The sequence below is a fragment of the Achromobacter insolitus genome (assembly GCF_002209555.1).
GTDB lineage: Bacteria > Pseudomonadota > Gammaproteobacteria > Burkholderiales > Burkholderiaceae_B > Achromobacter > Achromobacter insolitus.
In genome coordinates, this window is sequence record NZ_NJIF01000004.1 from 60,530 (window position 1) to 77,021 (window position 16,492).

Here is a 16,492-nt window from a genome sequence, read left to right on the forward strand (position 1 = left end):
CTTCCTCCTGATTCAAGCGTCTGAGGGAACTGCAGTTGAAGCTTCGTGTCCGGGGTCTGGTCCCGGCTGCCCGCGGGTCCGCGATTCAAGCAGGCGCAGCATCAGGCAGGCGTAAAGCGTGACACCGATGAACAAGCCCATGCGCACCGCAAACGCGGTATAGACATCCTTGCCAGCGGCGCTGTCCTGCACCGATTGGCCCAGCAGGATGATGAGCGTGACCAGGGTGTTCAGCCAGAAGCTGGGCGGGTGCCGGGTCGGGCTCAGGCGATACAGCTTGCGCGCGGCCGCCAGGCCGAACAGCAACATCCACAGAAAGAACATCCACAGGCTCACGAACAGGCTCAGCGCGCACCAGAAGAGGATGGCAAGCGCGCCGCCCAGCAAGGTGGAACCCAGCAGTTCGCGAGCCGCGCCGTGCGCCGCGGTGACGCAGGTTTGCCGTCCCAGGCTGACCGATTTCAGGATGATGGGCATGTATCCCAACGGGTCTGTCAGCGCCAGCAGGAAGGCGGGCATCACGACGAGCGAGGCACGCAGGGCCATGCGGCTGGCCTGAAGTTCGGGGAGGACGGGCGCTGCGGGCGGCGCGGGGCCGGCGGATGGTTCGGGGAACAACAGATGGCAACCGCCCAGCACCAGCACCGCGACCAACAGGCCTTTGCCAAGCGCCTCGATCACCAGGGCGGCCAGCGCGAAATCCACCGTGCCGGCGGCGGAAATCATGGTCAGGCCGATGATGAGAAAAGTCGACAACAGGTTGTTGCCGCCGCGCAGCCCATGGCGAAAGGCGAAATACAGGCACAAGCCTATGAGCAGCACGCCGCTCAAGGGGTAGTAGCGCAACAGCGGGCTCAGCAGCAGGCCGATGGCGGTGGCTAGCAGCGCCATCAGCATCAGGCCCAGCCCGCTCTTGAACGACAGCGGCCGGTTCATCGAAGCCAGCAGCAGCACGCCCAGCACCGGCGCGATCATGGGGATGGGCAGGTCCAGACCAAAACTGATGGCGACGCAGAAGGCCGTTCCCACGCCCACGCGCAGGGCGCGTTGGCCACGGGGATCAGGATCAGTACGCATAGGAAAGCCAGCTCATCAAGCGCATGTACACACGGCCCAGCAGGTTGAGCGGATTGCCTGAACTGGGAAACGCCATGACCTCCGCCTGCCCGCCCACGCGCACGCCGCTCAAGACGGGCAGGTCGCCGGGATCGAACTCCACGATGACGGGAAAGCGCTGGGCGGGCCGCAGCCAGTCGCGGCTGTTCTGCACCGTGGGCAGGCTGCCGGGCGGCGTGCCCGGTCCGACATTGACGCCATATCCCACGCTGCGCACACGGCCCTGGAAAATCTGCCCCGGCAGCGCGTCCAGGATAATGGACACCGGAGTGCCTGGCTCCACGTGGCCCAGGTTGTTCTCGGTCATCTCCGCGCTAATCCAGACGTCATGGATGGCGATCAGCGTCATGACGGGGTTGCCGGCGGCGGCGAATTGCCCGGTATCGGTGCGCAGGTCGGTAATCAGGCCCGCCGAACGCGCCCGCACCTGCGTGTTGGCCAGGTCCAGTTCGGCCTTCTCCAGGGCCGCCGCCGCGCTGCGCAGCTTGGCATTGTCTTCCTCGCTGCCGCCCTCCTGTTCGCGCGCGCGCTGCACCTCTGCGCGCGCCGCCGCGACCTGGCTGATGGCCTGCGCCAGGTTCGCCCGCGCGATTTCCAGGCGCCGCAGCGAGACGGTTCCCTGGTCTTCGCGGTACAGCCTTTCAAGCCGGGTGCTGTCCTGGCGCGCCTTCAACTCATTCGCTTGCGCGGCGCGCAAGGAGGCCTGCGCCGAGTCGATGCCGGCGGTGCTGGCGCCGATCTGCCTGCGCGTGGATTCCAGTTCGGCGCGGGCGCGGTCCACGGCAATGCGGTAATGCTCCGGATCCACATCGAACAGAACCGCGCCGGCCTGGACGTCCTGGTTGTTGCGCACATACACCCGGGTCACCCGTCCTGACACTTCGGATGCCACCGGCACCACGAACGCCTGCACACGCGCCTGCTGCGTGTACGGGGTATAGCGGTCGGCCAGCAGATACCAGGCCAGGCTCAGCACGATGAGCAAGACTGCCCAGCGGACGCCCTTTTTCGCGGGATCCGGCGCGGGCGCGGCAGTCGGAGGCGGGGTGTCACTCATTGGGTCGCACCTTTTGCGCGGGTAAGGCTGCGGCGCCGGCAGGCACCGGCTCGGACAGCAGGTCGCCCCAATTGGTGCGCTGCTGCATCTGTTCACGGGCCGCCGGGTCGAGCACCGGCTCCGGGCTGTACCACCCTCCTCCGAGCGCCTTGTACAGCGCGATGAGGTCGCTGACCGCGCCCCCGCGGTTCACGACATAGGCATCCTGCTGGACCGCGAGCGCCTGCTGCGCGTCCAGCACGCGCTGGAAATCGGTATAGCCTTCGCGGTAGAGAGCGTTGGCCAGGTTGAGCGAGCGTCCGGCAGCCTGCGCGGACTGTTGCAGGATGCCGTCGCGCTCCAGCGCCTTGATCAGGCCGCTGGCCGCATCATCGGCCTCGCGCGCAGCCTGCCGCACGTCGTCCTGGTAGGCCACGATCAGTTGCTGCAACCGCGCGTCCTGGACGCGCACATTATTTTGCAGACGTCCATGGTCGAACACGTTCCAGCTGAGGACGGGCCCCGCCAGCAGCGCCGTGCCACCCGCCGTCCCCGCCAATGACGTGGCCGACCAGGCAATGCTGCCCAGCAGGGTCAGCGAAGGATAGAGGTCCGCCTCGGCCACGCCCACTTGCGCCGACTGCGCGGCAATACGCAGTTCCGCGGCCCGGATGTCGGGACGGCGCAACAACAGGTTGGCGGGCACGTCCTGGAGCACCGCGCGATCGATCAGCGGAACGACCGCCGTCTTGTCATCCAGCTCGGGCATGGGACCGGGCGGCCGGCCGATCAGGATGGCCAGGGCGTTGCGGGTCCGCATGATCTGGCTTTCGAATTCGGGAATGGTACCCAGGGTGCTCAAGTACTGCGTCCGGGCCTGCTGCAGATCGAGTTCGTCGGTTTCGCCGCTGCGAAACAGCTTTTGGGTGATCTCGTAGCTGCGCTTCTGGATGCCGGCGTTCTCGCGCGCGATACGCAGCCGCGCCTCGGCCGTCCGCAGCGCGTAATAGCTCTCCGCCACTTGGGCGTGCAGCAGCACCAGCACGTCGTCGCGATTGGCCTGGGCCTCGAAGTACAGGGCATCGGCCGACTCGATGGCGCGGCTGAAACGCCCCCAGAAGTCCAGCTCCCAGCCGATGTCGAACCCGGCGCTGTATTGCCAGAAACTGCTGGGCCGCGGATTGCCTTCGGCCGAGCGCGAGGACCGGTGCTGATACAGGGCATTGGCGCCGACCACCTGGGACTGCGGATAGCGGCCGCTCTGGGCGATGCCGAGCTGGGCGCGAGCTTCCATGATCCGCAGGCCGGCGATCTGCAGGCCGGCATTGTGCGCGTCGGCCTGGGAGATCAGGTATTCCAGGATGGGATCCTCGAAAACCTGCCACCACTGCCGGGCGTCCGGCTGCAATTGCTGGCGACTGGCCTGCCGCAGCGCGGGCGTGCTCCAGTCGGCCGTCCAGCTTGTGCGCTGGGGCTCGAAGTCCGGCCCTACACGCATGCAACCACCCAGGCACAGCGTGCCGATCAGCAGCAGCCGATTCCAACAAGTCAGCGGCGACATCGGGTAACGGGTCCGTCAAGAGCCTAACCGCCATGGTCCACGACGCAGCCCGATCCAGGCAGGGCGCTGCGTGGCCGCCTCGGTCCGCGCCGCAACTGTCCGGCTTTACTGCCGGTTGCGCAAGCGCCGGACGGTCAAAATCGAAGGGTACCTTTTCGCCTCAGCGAGATGCCATCGGTTGAACGATCAGTACTTTGCGTGCGAGTTGATTCTATTGGCCTTTTTCGCTTCCCGCCAGAGGCTCCTGTCTCGGCAAAAAAGACTGCCCCCAAGCGGCTTGTGTACAAGCGCGGCAAGTTGGCGCTACATTCAAAAAGCGAGTGTTCCGACCGTTTCCCCGCAGCGATTCTGGAGTGCCATCATGACAGCTCAGAAGAAGGCAGCAGCAGAGGACAAGCAGCCGGCGCCGGCCAAGCTCTCCGGCAAAAAGTACGCCGAGGAACTGGCCCGGCTGCACGTGGAGCTGGTCAGGCTCCAGGAATGGGTCAGCCAGACGGGAGCCAAGGTCTGCATCATTTTCGAAGGGCGCGACGGCGCCGGCAAGGGCGGAACGATCAAGGCGATCACTGAACGGGTCAGCCCGCGGGTCTTCCGGGTGATCGCCCTGCCCGCCCCCTCGGACCGCGAGAAAACGCAGATGTACATGCAACGCTACCTGCCCTATCTACCCGCGGCGGGCGAGGTCGTGATCTTCGATCGCAGCTGGTACAACCGGGCCGGCGTCGAGCGTGTGATGGGGTTCTGCACGAAGGACGACGTCAAGATATTCCTGAAGGGCGTGCCGCTGGTCGAACGGGCGATCGTGGGCTCAGGCATCATCCTGCTCAAGTATTGGCTTGAAGTCAGCGAAGAAGAGCAGACGCGCAGGCTCCAGGCCCGCATTACCGACGAGCGCAAGGTCTGGAAGCTGACCAAGATGGACCTCGATTCCTACAGCCGCTGGTACGACTACTCGCGCGCCCGCGACGACATGTTCGCGGCGACCGACACCAGCGTTTCGCCATGGTTCGTGGCGCAGTCCGACGACAAAAAGCGGGTGCGCCTGAACATCATCAGCCACCTGCTCGCCCATATTCCCTACAAGCGCATGCGGCGAGCCAAAGTAAAGCTGCCCAAGCGGCAAAAGGCCGGGGGCTACCGCGATCCGGGGCATCCGCTGCGCCTGGTTCCAGCAAAGTATTGAGCGGCGCGGGCGGAGCCCATTCTCGCCCGCCCGGCGGTTCCCACAGGAGAAGCGACCATGGCTGCCCTACTGATCAACCATGTGGACGACAGCACTTCCGACGAAGACATCAGGAGTTTCCTGGTGAAGTATGGCTTTCCGCCCTTCGACCGCATCCAGCGCGTGCCCAGCACGGGCGACCGGCCGGCCGTCCTGGTGACCTTCGACGGCGCCAGCCCGGAAGAACTGCGCGTGCTGGTGCCCCGGATCCATCAGGTGTTCTGGAAAAACCACACGATCGCGGCGCTGGTCATGCGAGAGCCCATTGAGTAAAAGACCGCATCAGGCCTTGCGGCGCCGTGGCCGCATCGCAACGGATTGTGCTTTTCTAAGGGTTTCCCCCAGGATTTCCGCTGTCGATTTCCAGTCCTCTGGTACGTCGTGTCAGTACGCACAACTTTTTTGAAAGGCGAACTCACCATGACTACCGGAACCGTTACCCTTCACCGCGTGATGCGCGCACCGGCCGAACGCATATACCGGGCTTTCCTGGAGCCCGACGCGATCGCGCGCTGGCTCCCCCCTTACGGCTACACCTGCCTGGTCCATGAGCTCGACGCCAAGGTGGGCGGCATGCACAAGATGTCGTTCCGCAATTTCGGCACCGGCCACAGCCACAGCTTTGGCGGGGAGTACCTGGAACTGGAGCCCGGCCGGAAAATCCGGTATTCGGACCAGTTCGACGACGCGAACCTGCCCGGCCGCATGCAGACCACCGTCACCTTGCGGCAAGTCGCGTGCGGCACGGAGGTAAGCATCGTGCAAGAGGGCATTCCGGCGGCGATTCCACCTGAAATGTGCTACCTGGGCTGGCAGGAATCGCTGGCGCAATTGATGCGTCTGGTGGAGCCGGAAATTCCGGAATGAATGCCGGAATGCGGCACACCGGGCTTGCCCGGCGTCACTTCTTTCTTGCAATGAACTGCACCACGCACGCCGGGCCCGTGTGGAATATCCCCTCCACCACGTCCCGTTCGATTTCGCGCGACAGCAACACCTGACAATTCGCAAAGTCCTGCTCCAGGTCCGCGCGGGCCATGAGCATGTCGGCATCAGGGGGGCCGCCCGTGCCCCGGCCCAGTTGCGCCTTGCGGTATGCCTCCAACAGGAAAATGCCGCCCGGTTTGAGGGACCGTTCCACCAGGCGGTGCAGCCTCTTGCGCACCGGGCTAGGCGTGTGGGCGAAAATCGACACGACGGCGCCATACGATTCCGGCGGCGGTTCATACGCGGCCAAATCGGCGGCTTCGGTACGGATCGACACGCCCTTCGCGGCCGCCAGCCTGTGCGCCTTGGCGAGTCCGACGGCAGAGCCGTCCACGCCCAGCACATCCAGGCCCAGGCAGGCCAGGAAAACGGCGTTGCGCCCCTCTCCTTCCGCCAGGCTGAGCACCGGTCCGGCCAGCAACCCCGCGTTCTCGGCGAGGAAAGCGTTCGGTTCCGTCCCATACACATATTCATCAACGGCGTAGCGTTCATCCCACATTCCTGGACTCCCAGAGGTTTCGTCAAGGCCGGCCGCAAGAAAGGATTCCTGTCCGGCCCGCGCCAGAAAGCAGCAAGTCTTGCACTTGAAGTCGACTTGAGGTCAAGCGGATCGTGCTGCCGAACTCGGCCGCCGCCTGGACGCGCTGATCGAGCTCGCCGTTGCCGGCGTGCACAAGGCAGTGAAGTGGAATTCGCCGCTATACGGAGTGGAAGGCCAGGGATGGTTCCTGGGCATCCATTGCTACGCCAAGTACGTCAAGGTGGCGTTCTTCCGCGGCGCCAAGCTGCGGCCCCTGCCCCCTGGACCGTCCAAGAGCCAGGACACACGCAACCTCGACATCCGCGAGGACGACGCATTGGACGAAGCGCAGTTCATGGCCTGGGTGAAGCAGGCCAGCGAGCTGCCGGGCGAGCGCATGTGAGCTCAGGCACGGGCCTATTGCGGCGCGTACTGGCCCAGCAATTCGGCGACCCAGTCGATGAAAACCCGCAGTTTGGCGCTCACGTGCCGGTTGGGCGGATACGCAACGTACATCGGCATGGAGTCCAGGCGCCAATCCTCGAACAACGGGATCAGTTCGCCCCGCTCGACGTGGCCACGAGACATGTAGTCGGGCAGCCAGAGCACGCCCATTCCTGCGAGGCCTGCCGCCAGATAGGCGTTGCCGTCGTCGACCGCCAGCACGTAGCGCCCCTGCACCTTGACGCTTTCTCCATCGCGGCGCATGGCGTACGGCAAAGCCTTGCCGCTGCGCGCCCACAAAAAGCCCACGATACGATGATGCGTGTTCTCGAGATCGCGCGGATGCGCGGGCGCGCCGGCGCGCTTCAGGTAATCAGGCGCCGCGTAGACGCCGAGCCGCAGGTCCCCCACACGCCGCGCCATCAGGGACTGGTCGGTCAGTTCGCCGCCGCGCACCACGCAATCCACGTTCTCGCCGATCAGATCGACGATCCGGTCGCTCACGCCCATGTCCAACTGGATGTCCGGGTATTGCGCATGAAAGGCCGGCAACGCGGGCACCAGGATCATGCGCGCCAGCGGACTGGGCACGTCCACCCGCAGGCGCCCCCTCGGGAGCGCGGAGGCGCCGGACAGGCTGGTCTCGGCATCGTCCATATCGGCCAGTAATCGCAGCACGCGTTCATAGTAGACGGCGCCGTCGGCCGTCACGTTGACCTTCCGGGTGGTGCGGTTCAGCAGCCTGACGCGCAGGCGCGCCTCCAGTTGCTGCACCAATTGCGTCACGCTGGTCTTGCTCATGTGCAGGGTTTCGGCCGCCTTGGTGAAGCTGCCGGTTTCCACCACGCGGGCGAACGCTTGCATCGCATCGAAACGGTCCATCTCTGCTCCCGCTTTCCGGATTATTTGGATTCTACAAACAGTGATGGTTGGACTTGCGCGTTTATCGCGGACGCCACGCCACCTAAAGTGCCTACATCGTCAATGCCGGGCCGGATTCGGCCCATCGATGGAGACTCACAATGAGCAAACGCGACGTTGTTTTTCCCGCCGGGCGCCATGCCCTCTATGAACGCCACCGCTACTCCCCCGCGATCCGTTCCAACGGATTCCTGTTCGTGTCGGGACAGGTAGGCAGCCGCGAGGACGGCACGCCGGAGCCGGACCTGCAGGAGCAGGTGCGACTTGCATTCCGCAATTTGCAAGCCATCCTGGCAGCGGCCGGCTGCAGCTTCGATGACGTAGTCGACGCGACGGTGTTCATGGTCGATCCGGCCTCCAGGATGGAGACCATCTGGCAGGTGGTGCCGGAATACTGGGGCGCGGCGCCCTACCCGACGCTGACAGCAGTGGGCGTGACCTGGCTCAGCGGCTTCGATTTCGAAATCAAGGTGATCGCGAAGCTGCCGCAAGCCGCCCAGGACTGACCCCTGGCTGTTCGCTCACACTACGCCGACCCGGATCACGCCGGCAATGGTCTCTGCCGCCTGCTGCAAAGCGGGGACCATATCGGCCTCCAACCGGTTTCCTTCCACCTCTGGGGCGGCAACCGATATTCCCACCGACAGCAGGCGCGAACCCGCCCGCGGCACGGGCACCGCGACCGACACCTGGTTGCTGTCCGGATAATCGAACCGGGTCCACTGCCCTGGAGCCAAGGCCAAGCCGCCGGCCAGCGCGCTGGCCGGCGGCAGCACGCTACCCACGCGCAGGTTCATCACCACAAGGCGGCGGCGTTCCGCTGGCGCCATGGCGCGGCCGATGATGATTACGCCTTCGGGGTTGGCCTCGCCCAGATTGGATGTGCCTGAATAGGCGTCGGCCAGTTTCTGCAGGATCTCTTGCACGGTGTCCGTCACGCCCAGGCTCTCCATGGCGGCAAATCCCAGCTCGAACACCAACGGCGTCAGGCGCCAGCGACTGTCTTCGCGCGCGGCATAACCCTCTTCTTCCAGCGTCTGCAGGAACCGCAGCACGGTCGCGTGCGGCAGGTCGACCGCGCGCGCCAGTTCGGCCAACGTGGGCCGTCCGTTGCCGCGGAAGGCCCGCATGATGGATAGACACCGCTGTATCGATCTATTATTCTTCAATCGTTCACCTACTAAACGTATTGATCACTAGGTGAACAATACACATAAACGATGCTTCCGGCAAGACCGGCGAGCCAGGGAAGGAGACATATCAATGAAACGCATCGCACTCGCCTTGGCGGCGGGTCTCGTGTTCTGTACGGGATCCGCCGCAGCGCAAGCAACGTGGCCGGCGCAGCCGGTCAAATGGATCGTGCCCTACCCGCCGGGCGGATCCACGGACATGCTGGCCCGCCTGGTCAGCCACAAGCTGGGAGAACGGCTGGGCCAGCCCGTCATCGTCGAGAACAAGGCCGGAGCCGGCGGCAACGTGGGCACCGATTTCGCCGTCAAGCAGCCCGCCGACGGCTACACCATCGTGATGGGCAATATCGGCCCCATCTCCATCAATCCCGCTCTGTATCCGGACCTGCCCTACAAGCCGCAGCGCGACCTGGCGCCGGTGACGATGCTGATGAGCGTGCCGAACCTGCTGGTCGTGAATCCATCGCTGCCCGTCCGTTCGGTACAAGAGCTGATCGCCTACGCGAAGAAAAACAAGGAACCGCTGGATTACGCCACGCCTGGCGCGGGTACCTCACTGCACCTGGCGGGCGAACTGTTCGCCTCGTCCGCGGGCGTGCGCCTGACACATGTGCCGTATCGCGGCAGCGCGCCCGGTCTGAACGACACGGTGGCCGGCCACGTGCCCATGATGTTCGACAACATGCCCTCGGCGCTGCAACTGGTAAAGGCCGGCAAGCTGCGGGCGTTGGCGATCACCAGCACGGCACGTTCGCCGCAGCTGCCCGAGGTGCCGACCATGGCCGAGGCCGGCCTGCCCGGCTACGAGATCGCCGGATGGTTCGGCGTGCTGGCGCCGGCGGCCACGCCCAAACCCATCATCGAACGCCTGAACCAGGAATTGCTGGCCGTGTTGGCGATGCCCGACGTGCGCGAACAGATAAACGCCATGGGCGGCATCATTTCGGCCGAAGGGCCGGCGGACTTCGGCCGCTACATCGCGGCAGAAACCGACAAATGGGGCGCGCTGGTCAGCAAGGCGCAGATCAAGCTTCAATAGCAAGGAGACAAGCATGACCACGTATCGCCATCTGGAAATCCGCCCGATCGCCGGCGCGCTGGGCGCCGAAATCCACGGCATCGACCTGTCACGGCCGCTGTCGGACGATCAGTTCGACGAGGTACGCACCGCGCTGCACGAACACCTGGTGGTTTTCTTCCGAGACCAGCAATTGACCCCGCAGCAGCACATCGATTTCAGCTCGCGCTTCGGCGAGCTGCTGGAAGTGCCGTTCGTGCGGGCGCTGGACGGGCACCCGACCATCCTGCCCGTCATGAAAGGCAAGTCGGAAACCACCCGGCGCCTGTTCGGCGGCCTGTGGCATTCGGACATGAGCTATGCCGAAGAGCCGCCGCTGGGCTCGGCGCTGTATGGCCGCGTCATTCCGCCTTATGGCGGCGACACCATGTGGGCCAATATGTATCGGGCCTATGACGCGCTGTCCGACCGCCTCAAGCAGATCCTGGACGGCTTGGGCGCGGTGCACAGCGCAGTCCGTTCCTATGGCGCTGGCGGCGCCGTGGTCAACAATGGAGACCCCGCTCACAAGATGGACGTGCGCACCGACGACCGCGCCGCGAGCGAAGTGGTCCACCCTGCGGTGCGCGTGCATCCGGCCACAGGCCGCAAGGCGCTGTACGTGAACAGCACCTACACGCTGCGCTTTGACGGCATGACGCAGGAAGAAAGCGAGCCTCTGCTGCAGTTCCTTTACCGTCATGCGGCGCGGCCGGAATTCACCTGCCGCTTCCGCTGGGCGCCGGGCTCGCTAGCGCTGTGGGACAACCGCTGCACCCAGCATCTGGCAATGAACGACTACGACGGCTTCGACCGCGAAATGCACCGCACTACGATCTCGGGCGACAGGCCGATTGCGGTCGCGCGCTAGGCCTCCAAGCCGCCCGCAATGGTTCAGCGCGGCGGCTTCAGCGGCAGCAGCCGCCGATAGCCTTGCGGCAACGGCTGCGCGGCGTGCTCCGCCACGGTGCGCGCCAGCCGTTGCGCCAATTCCGGCGGGAAAGGCTTGGCGCGCCGCGTATCCAGGTCCACGTGCAAGGAAAGCTGTTCCATCGTGGCCGCCACGTAGCCATCGCGGGTCTGCATGAGTTCCATCAGGCAAAGCAGCCGCTTGTCGTCGGCTTCCAGCAGGCGGATGCGCAGCGCCAGCGGATCGCCCGCCAGCACTTCGCGCAGATAGGCCACGTGTACGTTCATCGTATAGATGCCGCAGCGCGTGGCCTCGGTGTAGTCCAGCCCCACCCCGACCTCGCGCAGCAGCTGAAAGCCGACGCGGTCGAAGATGCCTACGTAGTGGGCCGCGTTCATGTGGCCGTACTCGTCGATCCAGGCGGGATCCACGCTGAGAGTCGTGGACGGCAGCGCTAATGTCATGGGTTTCCTCGGAGTGGGTTCCGTTCAGCCCATGACCTTAGCCGACGCCGGCTGGCGGATCAATTCGCGGCGATGCCGGCGCGGGCCACGGACGCCCTCAACCGCGTCGCACCCGGTACAGGGCCACGCCGCCGGCCGCCGGCGCGGATGCCCAGTCTCCCGCCCCCGACATTTCGCCTATCGGCCCGCGAAACGTTCCCGCCACGCGTACGCCGCCTTGCGACCGCAGTTCCACCACCAGTGTGGAACCATCGGCCATCCTGGCCAGGGCGACGGGCGCATCCGCGAATCCCGGGACCCTCCATAACGACACCAGACCCGGCAGCGCGGCATGCAAAGCACGGCCTGGATCGCCCGGAGGCAGCGGCTGCGGATTCAGCGACACTTCACCCCCCGGAGGCAGCGGCTGCGGATTCAGCGATGCCGCGGCTCCCGGAGACAGGCGCTGCCGGCCCAGGGACCCCACTACGCCCGGCGGCAACGGTTGTGGGTTGAGCGCGGCCATGCCGGCAAGATTGGCGCTCGCGGCATGGGTTGGCGGTGCGCTCGCCGCGCCGGGAATGTCGAGCGTTTCGCGCCGTAGCAGCGTAACGGTATTGAGCCGGCCGATTTCATGCACGGAAACCTGGTCGCGCAACCGGGTGGTCAGCACCGCACCGCCGCCCGCTGCGGTGTCGAGCCGGTGCGGACCGGCAGCCGGCACGCTGGCCTGCCCGGCGAGCACGGCGGCCTGGACCTCGAAGTGTCCGGCGATGCCACGCCGGTTCACGCGAATGAGGCTGGCTGGTTCCTGTTGCGCGGAAAGCGGACGCAATACCGGTACCACGGCACGCCCGCTACTATCGGCGGCAACCTCCACGGCATGATCGCGCGAACGATACTGGATCAGTTCACCCGGTTCCAAACCGTGCAGGCTCACGATCTGCACGTCCAAGCCGCTCGCCTTGCCCAGATAGGTCTGCCAGTCCGGCGTTTCCAGGGGCGGCGGCTGCATATTGTGGTTCAAACCGTGCCCCCGCCCCCAATTGATACCGTAGGCGTCGTGTTCTCCCTCCGGGATGTACAGGCAGTTGTCGATGTAGGACACGTGCGCATTGGTGACGTGGCCGTTGGCGTCCAGCTCCACATCCGGCGGCGTTCCCAGATCGATCAGCCGGACCCCGCGAGCGGTGCGCACGATGAAACGCACAGGCTCGTTGATACCCTGCGCGATGGCAGAGGGCACAGTCACATCTATCTGTTGCGTCTCGTCCACCGTGCCGCTTGGGGGACGCGACATGTACGTTGCGATCCAGCTCCCCGGCGCAACCACTTCCACGTCGCAAAACGCGCCGCAGCCCTCCATCCATACGCTGCCGCCTGTGCTCACCTCATCCAGCGTGACCGTCTTGCGGGGCGCCCCGCTGCCGGTCCTGGCCAGGATCGAACAGATGTCCAGCCGGTATGGGAGGCCGAAGGGGTGCACCGAGGGCTGCAGCGTGTCCTTGCCCGGATCCAGCGGCAAGCGCACCGGTCCGCCCAGGGTCATGCCTTCGGGCGCCGCCATGACGGTGGCATAGACGCAGCGGGCTCCACCGAAGGCCAGTTCAGGCAAGGGACTGTCTATGTAGAACGCCTGCTTGCCTACGGGCGTGCCGCCGAACCTGGCGGGATCCATGGCATCGGCGATTCGGTCCTCAACCATGTTATCGATGAAGCCCGGCACCAGGTCGCCCAGATTGATGTGCAGGGACCATCGCACCGTAGTACGCAGGAATTTGGTAATGGTGGGCGTCAGCGAAAAATCGCAACCCAATGTGCCGTCGACGTCGCCAGCGAAGGGATCGGGCACCTGCGCCTTGCCACGGTAATCGATGTCCACGTGGGGCACCGCGCCGGCAGGCCGCCAATGCGCGGCGATGGCCAGGGATGGAACGCGGTCCTGCAATCCGGTGGGCACCCTTGAACTGGCCAGACGCTCGACCGCGGAACCGTCCAGGAACAATCCCCATTCGTGGCCGCCGAACAGGCGGCTGCGGGCGCTGCCCGCGGGCTCGAAGCGGATGGCGACGACAGGGCCGGCCAATTCGACTCGTGCCGAACTGGGGGACGGCATGCCCAGCTGGGTAAGCGCGGCGCTCAGGTCCGCCGCCGCGGGCGAGTCGACCGCCTTGATGATGGCCTCCCTCGCCGGGGCCGCTGCATCCCCCAGGGCTGCGCCCATGGCGCCCAGATCGGCATCGACGCAGCGCAGGGAAACGGCGGAGCCGGCCGCGGCCAGCTCCAGAGTTACTCCCACCCTCCCCGCCGGGGTCGACGCCCCGGCCGGCGCGGCATTGGGCGCGGCCATTACCGCGGCCCGCGGCGCCACGTAGACATCAATGGGAATTCGCAGATGCACGGCGGAGCCGGCGGCAAGCACTTCCGCCGCCTCCGCTGCCACGTCTGCATGGTCGATGTACGCCGCTCCTACAGGTGCGAAACAAGTTGCGCGCAGCCTGGCCTGCACGGCGCGAACGGCAAGGACGCCCAGAACGGACGCCTGGATCTGTAACTCGATGCTCATGTGAACTCTCCCGGACGAAGTTTCGACGGGACGCGCGAAGTGGGCCCGTCTCGCATACACGCGCACACCTGGCCGGCGCGATGCCCTGGAAAGAACGAAAGCGCCGGCTTCCTGCTTGTGACAGCTGTTGAAACGACCTGGCGATGCAGAGGGAATTCGGAGGCAGTACATCGTATGAACGATGCATTGGCCAGTCTACTCACGGCGGCACTAGTCCGCCAGGACGGCAGACACAAACCGATTGACCGATACGGCGCCGCGCCGCCCGAAAAATGGTCCATCCGCGCACCGCCGCCACGGCGATAGGCGAACGGCGCGTTATGCCGCACGCTGGCGGACAGGCGTAAATAGACAAGTTCGCGTCTTGATTCTCAAGGCGACGCTGATAAACGCGCAGGGTGCGCGCTCAAGGCCGGGGAACCAAGATGAATATCCTGTTGGCGTTCACGCCATTCATCATGTTTGTCATCATAGAAAGAACCGTCGGGGTGCTGGAAGGACTTGCTGCCGGCACCTTCGTATCCGCCGGGCTGGTGCTGCGCGACTGGCTCAGCCCCGAGCGGCGCGTCAAACTCCTGGAGACGGGCACGCTGCTGCTCTTCATGGGACTGACCCTGTACGCGCCCATGGCGGACGGCGACTCCTGGACCATCGCCCAGGCACGCCTGCGGGTCGACGCCGGCATGCTGGCCCTGGTGTTGCTGACCCTGGCGTTGCGCCGGCCGTTCGCGCTGGAATACGCACGGGAAAAGGAACCCGAGTACGTCTGGCGGAACCGGCGCTACGCCCGCATGAACTATGCAGTAACGGCGGCGTGGGCGCTGGCCTTTGCAAGCATGACGGCGGCCGACGCGCTGCTGTTGTACAAGCCGCAGCTGCCACAGGCCATCGCCATCGCGGTGACGGTGGCGGCGCTTGCAGGAGCAATGAAATTCACCGCTTGGTATCCGGACAGGGTGTCGGCTACAACACTCAGGTAACCCCCACCCGGGAGACCATGATGTCCCCTCCAGGAAACGACGTCGAAGTCGTGCTGGCCACGCAGGCCAGCGACGCGCTGGTTGCGGCGTTCGCCCGCCTGCTGCCGCAGTTGTCCAGGACCGCCGCGCCGCTCTCGCGCGAGGCGCTGGACGAAATCATCCGCTCGCCCTGCAACCATTTGTTCATCGCGACCATGGGCGGCGACAAGCGCATCGTGGGCACGCTCACGCTGGTGCACTTTCGCATACCCTCGGGCATGCGGGCGTGGATCGAGGATGTGGTAGTGGACGAACAGGCCCGCGGCTTGAAGGTCGGCATGGCGCTCACGCGGGCCGCCATCGCCAAAAGCCGCGAACTGAAAGCCAAGACACTGGATTTGACCTCTAACCCGGGCCGGCTGTCGGCGCATCATCTGTACGAGTCAGCGGGCTTCGTCATGCGCGATACGCGCGTGTACCGGCACCAGGGCTGATGGCCGCTACTGAAAGTGGTAGCGCTCGCGGTAGCCCACTGGCGACATGCCGCAGTACTTGCTGAATATGTCGCGAAAGGCCTTGGTATCGTTGTAGCCGACTTCGTACATGACTTCCGCCACGCTCTTGCGCGAGGTTTCCAGGCGCTTCTTGGCGGCCTCGACGCGCACGCGCTGGACGTACTCCACGATGCTGTTGCCGGTGGCCTGGCGGAACCGCCGCTCCAGGGTGCGGCGCCCCATGGCATGGCGGTCCGCCAGTTCCTCGACGGTGATCCTTTCCGTGTAGCGGCCTTCGATGTAGTCCTGGACCGCGCGCACGACCTCGTCGGCGTGGGCCTTCTGCCCTACGAATACCGAGAACGGCAACTGGCTCTGGCGGCTCCAGTCGAGCTGAAAATACTTGGCGCACCAGATGGCGGTGTCGCGGTCGGTGTACTTCTCGATCAGGTGCAGCACGAGGTGGGCGGCGGAGAAGGCGCCTCCGCTGGTGTAGATGCCGTTGTCCGCCATGACGATGCGATCGCTGACCCATTGCACGCTGGGAAACAGGCTGGCGTATAGGTTTTGCGCCACCCAATGGACCACCGCCTGCTGGCCGTCCAGGACGCCGCCCGCCGCCAACAGCGCTGCGCCCATGCACAAACTGGCGACTTCGCCGCCCTCGCGGTGATGCCGGGACAACCATTCGATCAGTTCGCGGTTGGACAGCACCGCGTCGGACACCGAACCCAGCAATGGCGGCGCGATGCAGATATCGATGTCGTGGGCATCGGCGAGCACCATGTCGGCCTGCACCGTGATGCGGCCGTCGTCCAGCCGGACTTCGCGCGTTACGGCGAGCGTACGCACGGTGAACCGGGGTTCGCGCCCGTGCGCGGCCAGGTACTCGTTGGCGACCAGAAAGCCATGCCGGGCGGTTTCCAGCGAGGCGATATTCGCCCCCAGGGGCAAGAGGAACGCGACGTTTTTCATCCTGCAGAGCATACGCCTGCCAGCTGTCGCAATCCACCCTCAAGATTGTCGCAATCGCCTATCTGAGATCGCCGCCGATCCCGATACA

General features: G+C 65.4%; 17 protein-coding genes and 1 pseudogene. 9 read left to right on the forward strand and 9 right to left on the reverse strand.

The annotated features are described in order from the left end of the window. Nucleotides 1-12 precede the first annotated feature (12 nt). From CEY08_RS15365 to CEY08_RS15375, 3 genes are read right to left on the reverse strand one after another with little or no spacing between them, the layout of a single operon-like run. The gene (locus CEY08_RS15365) at nucleotides 13-1,077 is read right to left on the reverse strand and encodes a DUF2955 domain-containing protein (protein WP_076814539.1); all 1,065 of its coding nucleotides are present in this window, start codon (nucleotides 1,075-1,077) and stop codon (nucleotides 13-15) included. After that, a complete protein-coding gene (locus tag CEY08_RS15370) occupies nucleotides 1,067-2,173 on the reverse strand; it encodes an HlyD family secretion protein (RefSeq protein WP_063641242.1) in 1,107 nt (368 codons plus the stop codon). The genes CEY08_RS15365 and CEY08_RS15370 overlap by 11 nt, the downstream gene beginning before the upstream one ends. Beyond that, nucleotides 2,166-3,713: an efflux transporter outer membrane subunit gene (locus tag CEY08_RS15375; RefSeq protein WP_076814541.1), complete on the reverse strand. Its 1,548-nt coding sequence runs from the start codon at nucleotides 3,711-3,713 to the stop codon at nucleotides 2,166-2,168. Before CEY08_RS15375 ends, CEY08_RS15370 begins: the two co-directional genes overlap by 8 nt. A gap of 361 nt (nucleotides 3,714-4,074) precedes the next feature. Between CEY08_RS15375 and ppk2 the strand changes: the two genes are divergently transcribed. From ppk2 to CEY08_RS15390, 3 genes are all read left to right on the forward strand, one after another. Continuing rightward, complete coding sequence (gene ppk2, locus CEY08_RS15380) at nucleotides 4,075-4,896, forward strand: polyphosphate kinase 2 (RefSeq protein WP_076814543.1); 822 nt, start codon at nucleotides 4,075-4,077, stop codon at nucleotides 4,894-4,896. A gap of 57 nt (nucleotides 4,897-4,953) precedes the next feature. Further along, nucleotides 4,954-5,208, forward strand: coding sequence for an RNA-binding protein (locus CEY08_RS15385; protein WP_042794309.1), 255 nt, complete (start codon nucleotides 4,954-4,956; stop codon nucleotides 5,206-5,208). Between the two features lie 147 nt (nucleotides 5,209-5,355). Then, a complete protein-coding gene (locus CEY08_RS15390; protein WP_042794310.1) occupies nucleotides 5,356-5,802 on the forward strand; it encodes an SRPBCC family protein in 447 nt (148 codons plus the stop codon). A 34-nt stretch (nucleotides 5,803-5,836) separates the two neighbouring features. On the opposite strand, the gene CEY08_RS15395 is transcribed toward CEY08_RS15390, so the two are convergent. After that, nucleotides 5,837-6,421 carry an SAM-dependent methyltransferase gene (locus CEY08_RS15395; protein ID WP_076814545.1) on the reverse strand — a complete coding sequence of 195 codons (585 nt, stop codon included), beginning with the start codon at nucleotides 6,419-6,421 and terminating at the stop codon, nucleotides 5,837-5,839. Between the two features lie 124 nt (nucleotides 6,422-6,545). On the opposite strand from CEY08_RS15395, the pseudogene CEY08_RS15400 reads away from it, so the two are divergent. Beyond that, nucleotides 6,546-6,845, forward strand: a pseudogene (locus tag CEY08_RS15400) (DUF1801 domain-containing protein); the annotation flags it as partial. Nucleotides 6,846-6,859: 14 nt separating this feature from the next. Here the strand turns inward: CEY08_RS15400 and CEY08_RS15405 are convergent. Continuing rightward, nucleotides 6,860-7,768, reverse strand: a complete 909-nt coding sequence (locus CEY08_RS15405; RefSeq protein WP_042794311.1) for a LysR family transcriptional regulator — start codon at nucleotides 7,766-7,768, stop codon at nucleotides 6,860-6,862. Nucleotides 7,769-7,908: 140 nt separating this feature from the next. On the opposite strand from CEY08_RS15405, the gene CEY08_RS15410 reads away from it, so the two are divergent. Continuing rightward, the gene (locus CEY08_RS15410; RefSeq protein ID WP_042794312.1) at nucleotides 7,909-8,313 is read left to right on the forward strand and encodes a RidA family protein; all 405 of its coding nucleotides are present in this window, start codon (nucleotides 7,909-7,911) and stop codon (nucleotides 8,311-8,313) included. 15 nt (nucleotides 8,314-8,328) lie between these two features. Here the strand turns inward: CEY08_RS15410 and CEY08_RS15415 are convergent, their stop codons facing one another. After that, a complete protein-coding gene (locus tag CEY08_RS15415; protein ID WP_063641237.1) occupies nucleotides 8,329-8,976 on the reverse strand; it encodes an IclR family transcriptional regulator in 648 nt (215 codons plus the stop codon). A 94-nt stretch (nucleotides 8,977-9,070) separates the two neighbouring features. Here CEY08_RS15415 and CEY08_RS15420 point away from each other — a divergent pair, with 94 nt between their 5' ends. Both CEY08_RS15420 and CEY08_RS15425 read left to right on the forward strand, forming a co-directional pair. Further along, nucleotides 9,071-10,039: a Bug family tripartite tricarboxylate transporter substrate binding protein gene (locus tag CEY08_RS15420; protein ID WP_063641236.1), complete on the forward strand. Its 969-nt coding sequence runs from the start codon at nucleotides 9,071-9,073 to the stop codon at nucleotides 10,037-10,039. Between the two features lie 13 nt (nucleotides 10,040-10,052). Then, a complete protein-coding gene (locus CEY08_RS15425) occupies nucleotides 10,053-10,928 on the forward strand; it encodes a TauD/TfdA dioxygenase family protein (RefSeq protein ID WP_042794313.1) in 876 nt (291 codons plus the stop codon). 23 nt (nucleotides 10,929-10,951) lie between these two features. On the opposite strand, the gene CEY08_RS15430 is transcribed toward CEY08_RS15425, so the two are convergent. Further along, nucleotides 10,952-11,431, reverse strand: a complete 480-nt coding sequence (locus CEY08_RS15430) for a thioesterase family protein (RefSeq protein ID WP_042794314.1) — start codon at nucleotides 11,429-11,431, stop codon at nucleotides 10,952-10,954. 97 nt (nucleotides 11,432-11,528) lie between these two features. Continuing rightward, nucleotides 11,529-13,976: a hypothetical protein gene (locus CEY08_RS15435; RefSeq protein ID WP_076814547.1), complete on the reverse strand. Its 2,448-nt coding sequence runs from the start codon at nucleotides 13,974-13,976 to the stop codon at nucleotides 11,529-11,531. Between the two features lie 425 nt (nucleotides 13,977-14,401). Between CEY08_RS15435 and CEY08_RS15440 the strand changes: the two genes are divergently transcribed. Together CEY08_RS15440 and CEY08_RS15445 are read left to right on the forward strand one after the other, a co-directional pair. Further along, nucleotides 14,402-14,956: a hypothetical protein gene (locus tag CEY08_RS15440; RefSeq protein WP_076814549.1), complete on the forward strand. Its 555-nt coding sequence runs from the start codon at nucleotides 14,402-14,404 to the stop codon at nucleotides 14,954-14,956. A gap of 17 nt (nucleotides 14,957-14,973) precedes the next feature. Continuing rightward, complete coding sequence (locus CEY08_RS15445) at nucleotides 14,974-15,429, forward strand: GNAT family N-acetyltransferase (RefSeq protein ID WP_232033824.1); 456 nt, start codon at nucleotides 14,974-14,976, stop codon at nucleotides 15,427-15,429. 6 nt (nucleotides 15,430-15,435) lie between these two features. Here CEY08_RS15445 and CEY08_RS15450 read toward each other — a convergent pair whose 3' ends face one another. Beyond that, on the reverse strand, nucleotides 15,436-16,416 hold the full coding sequence (locus CEY08_RS15450; protein WP_042794320.1) for a GlxA family transcriptional regulator: 981 nt from the start codon (nucleotides 16,414-16,416) through the stop codon (nucleotides 15,436-15,438). Between the last annotated feature and the right edge of the window lie 76 nt (nucleotides 16,417-16,492).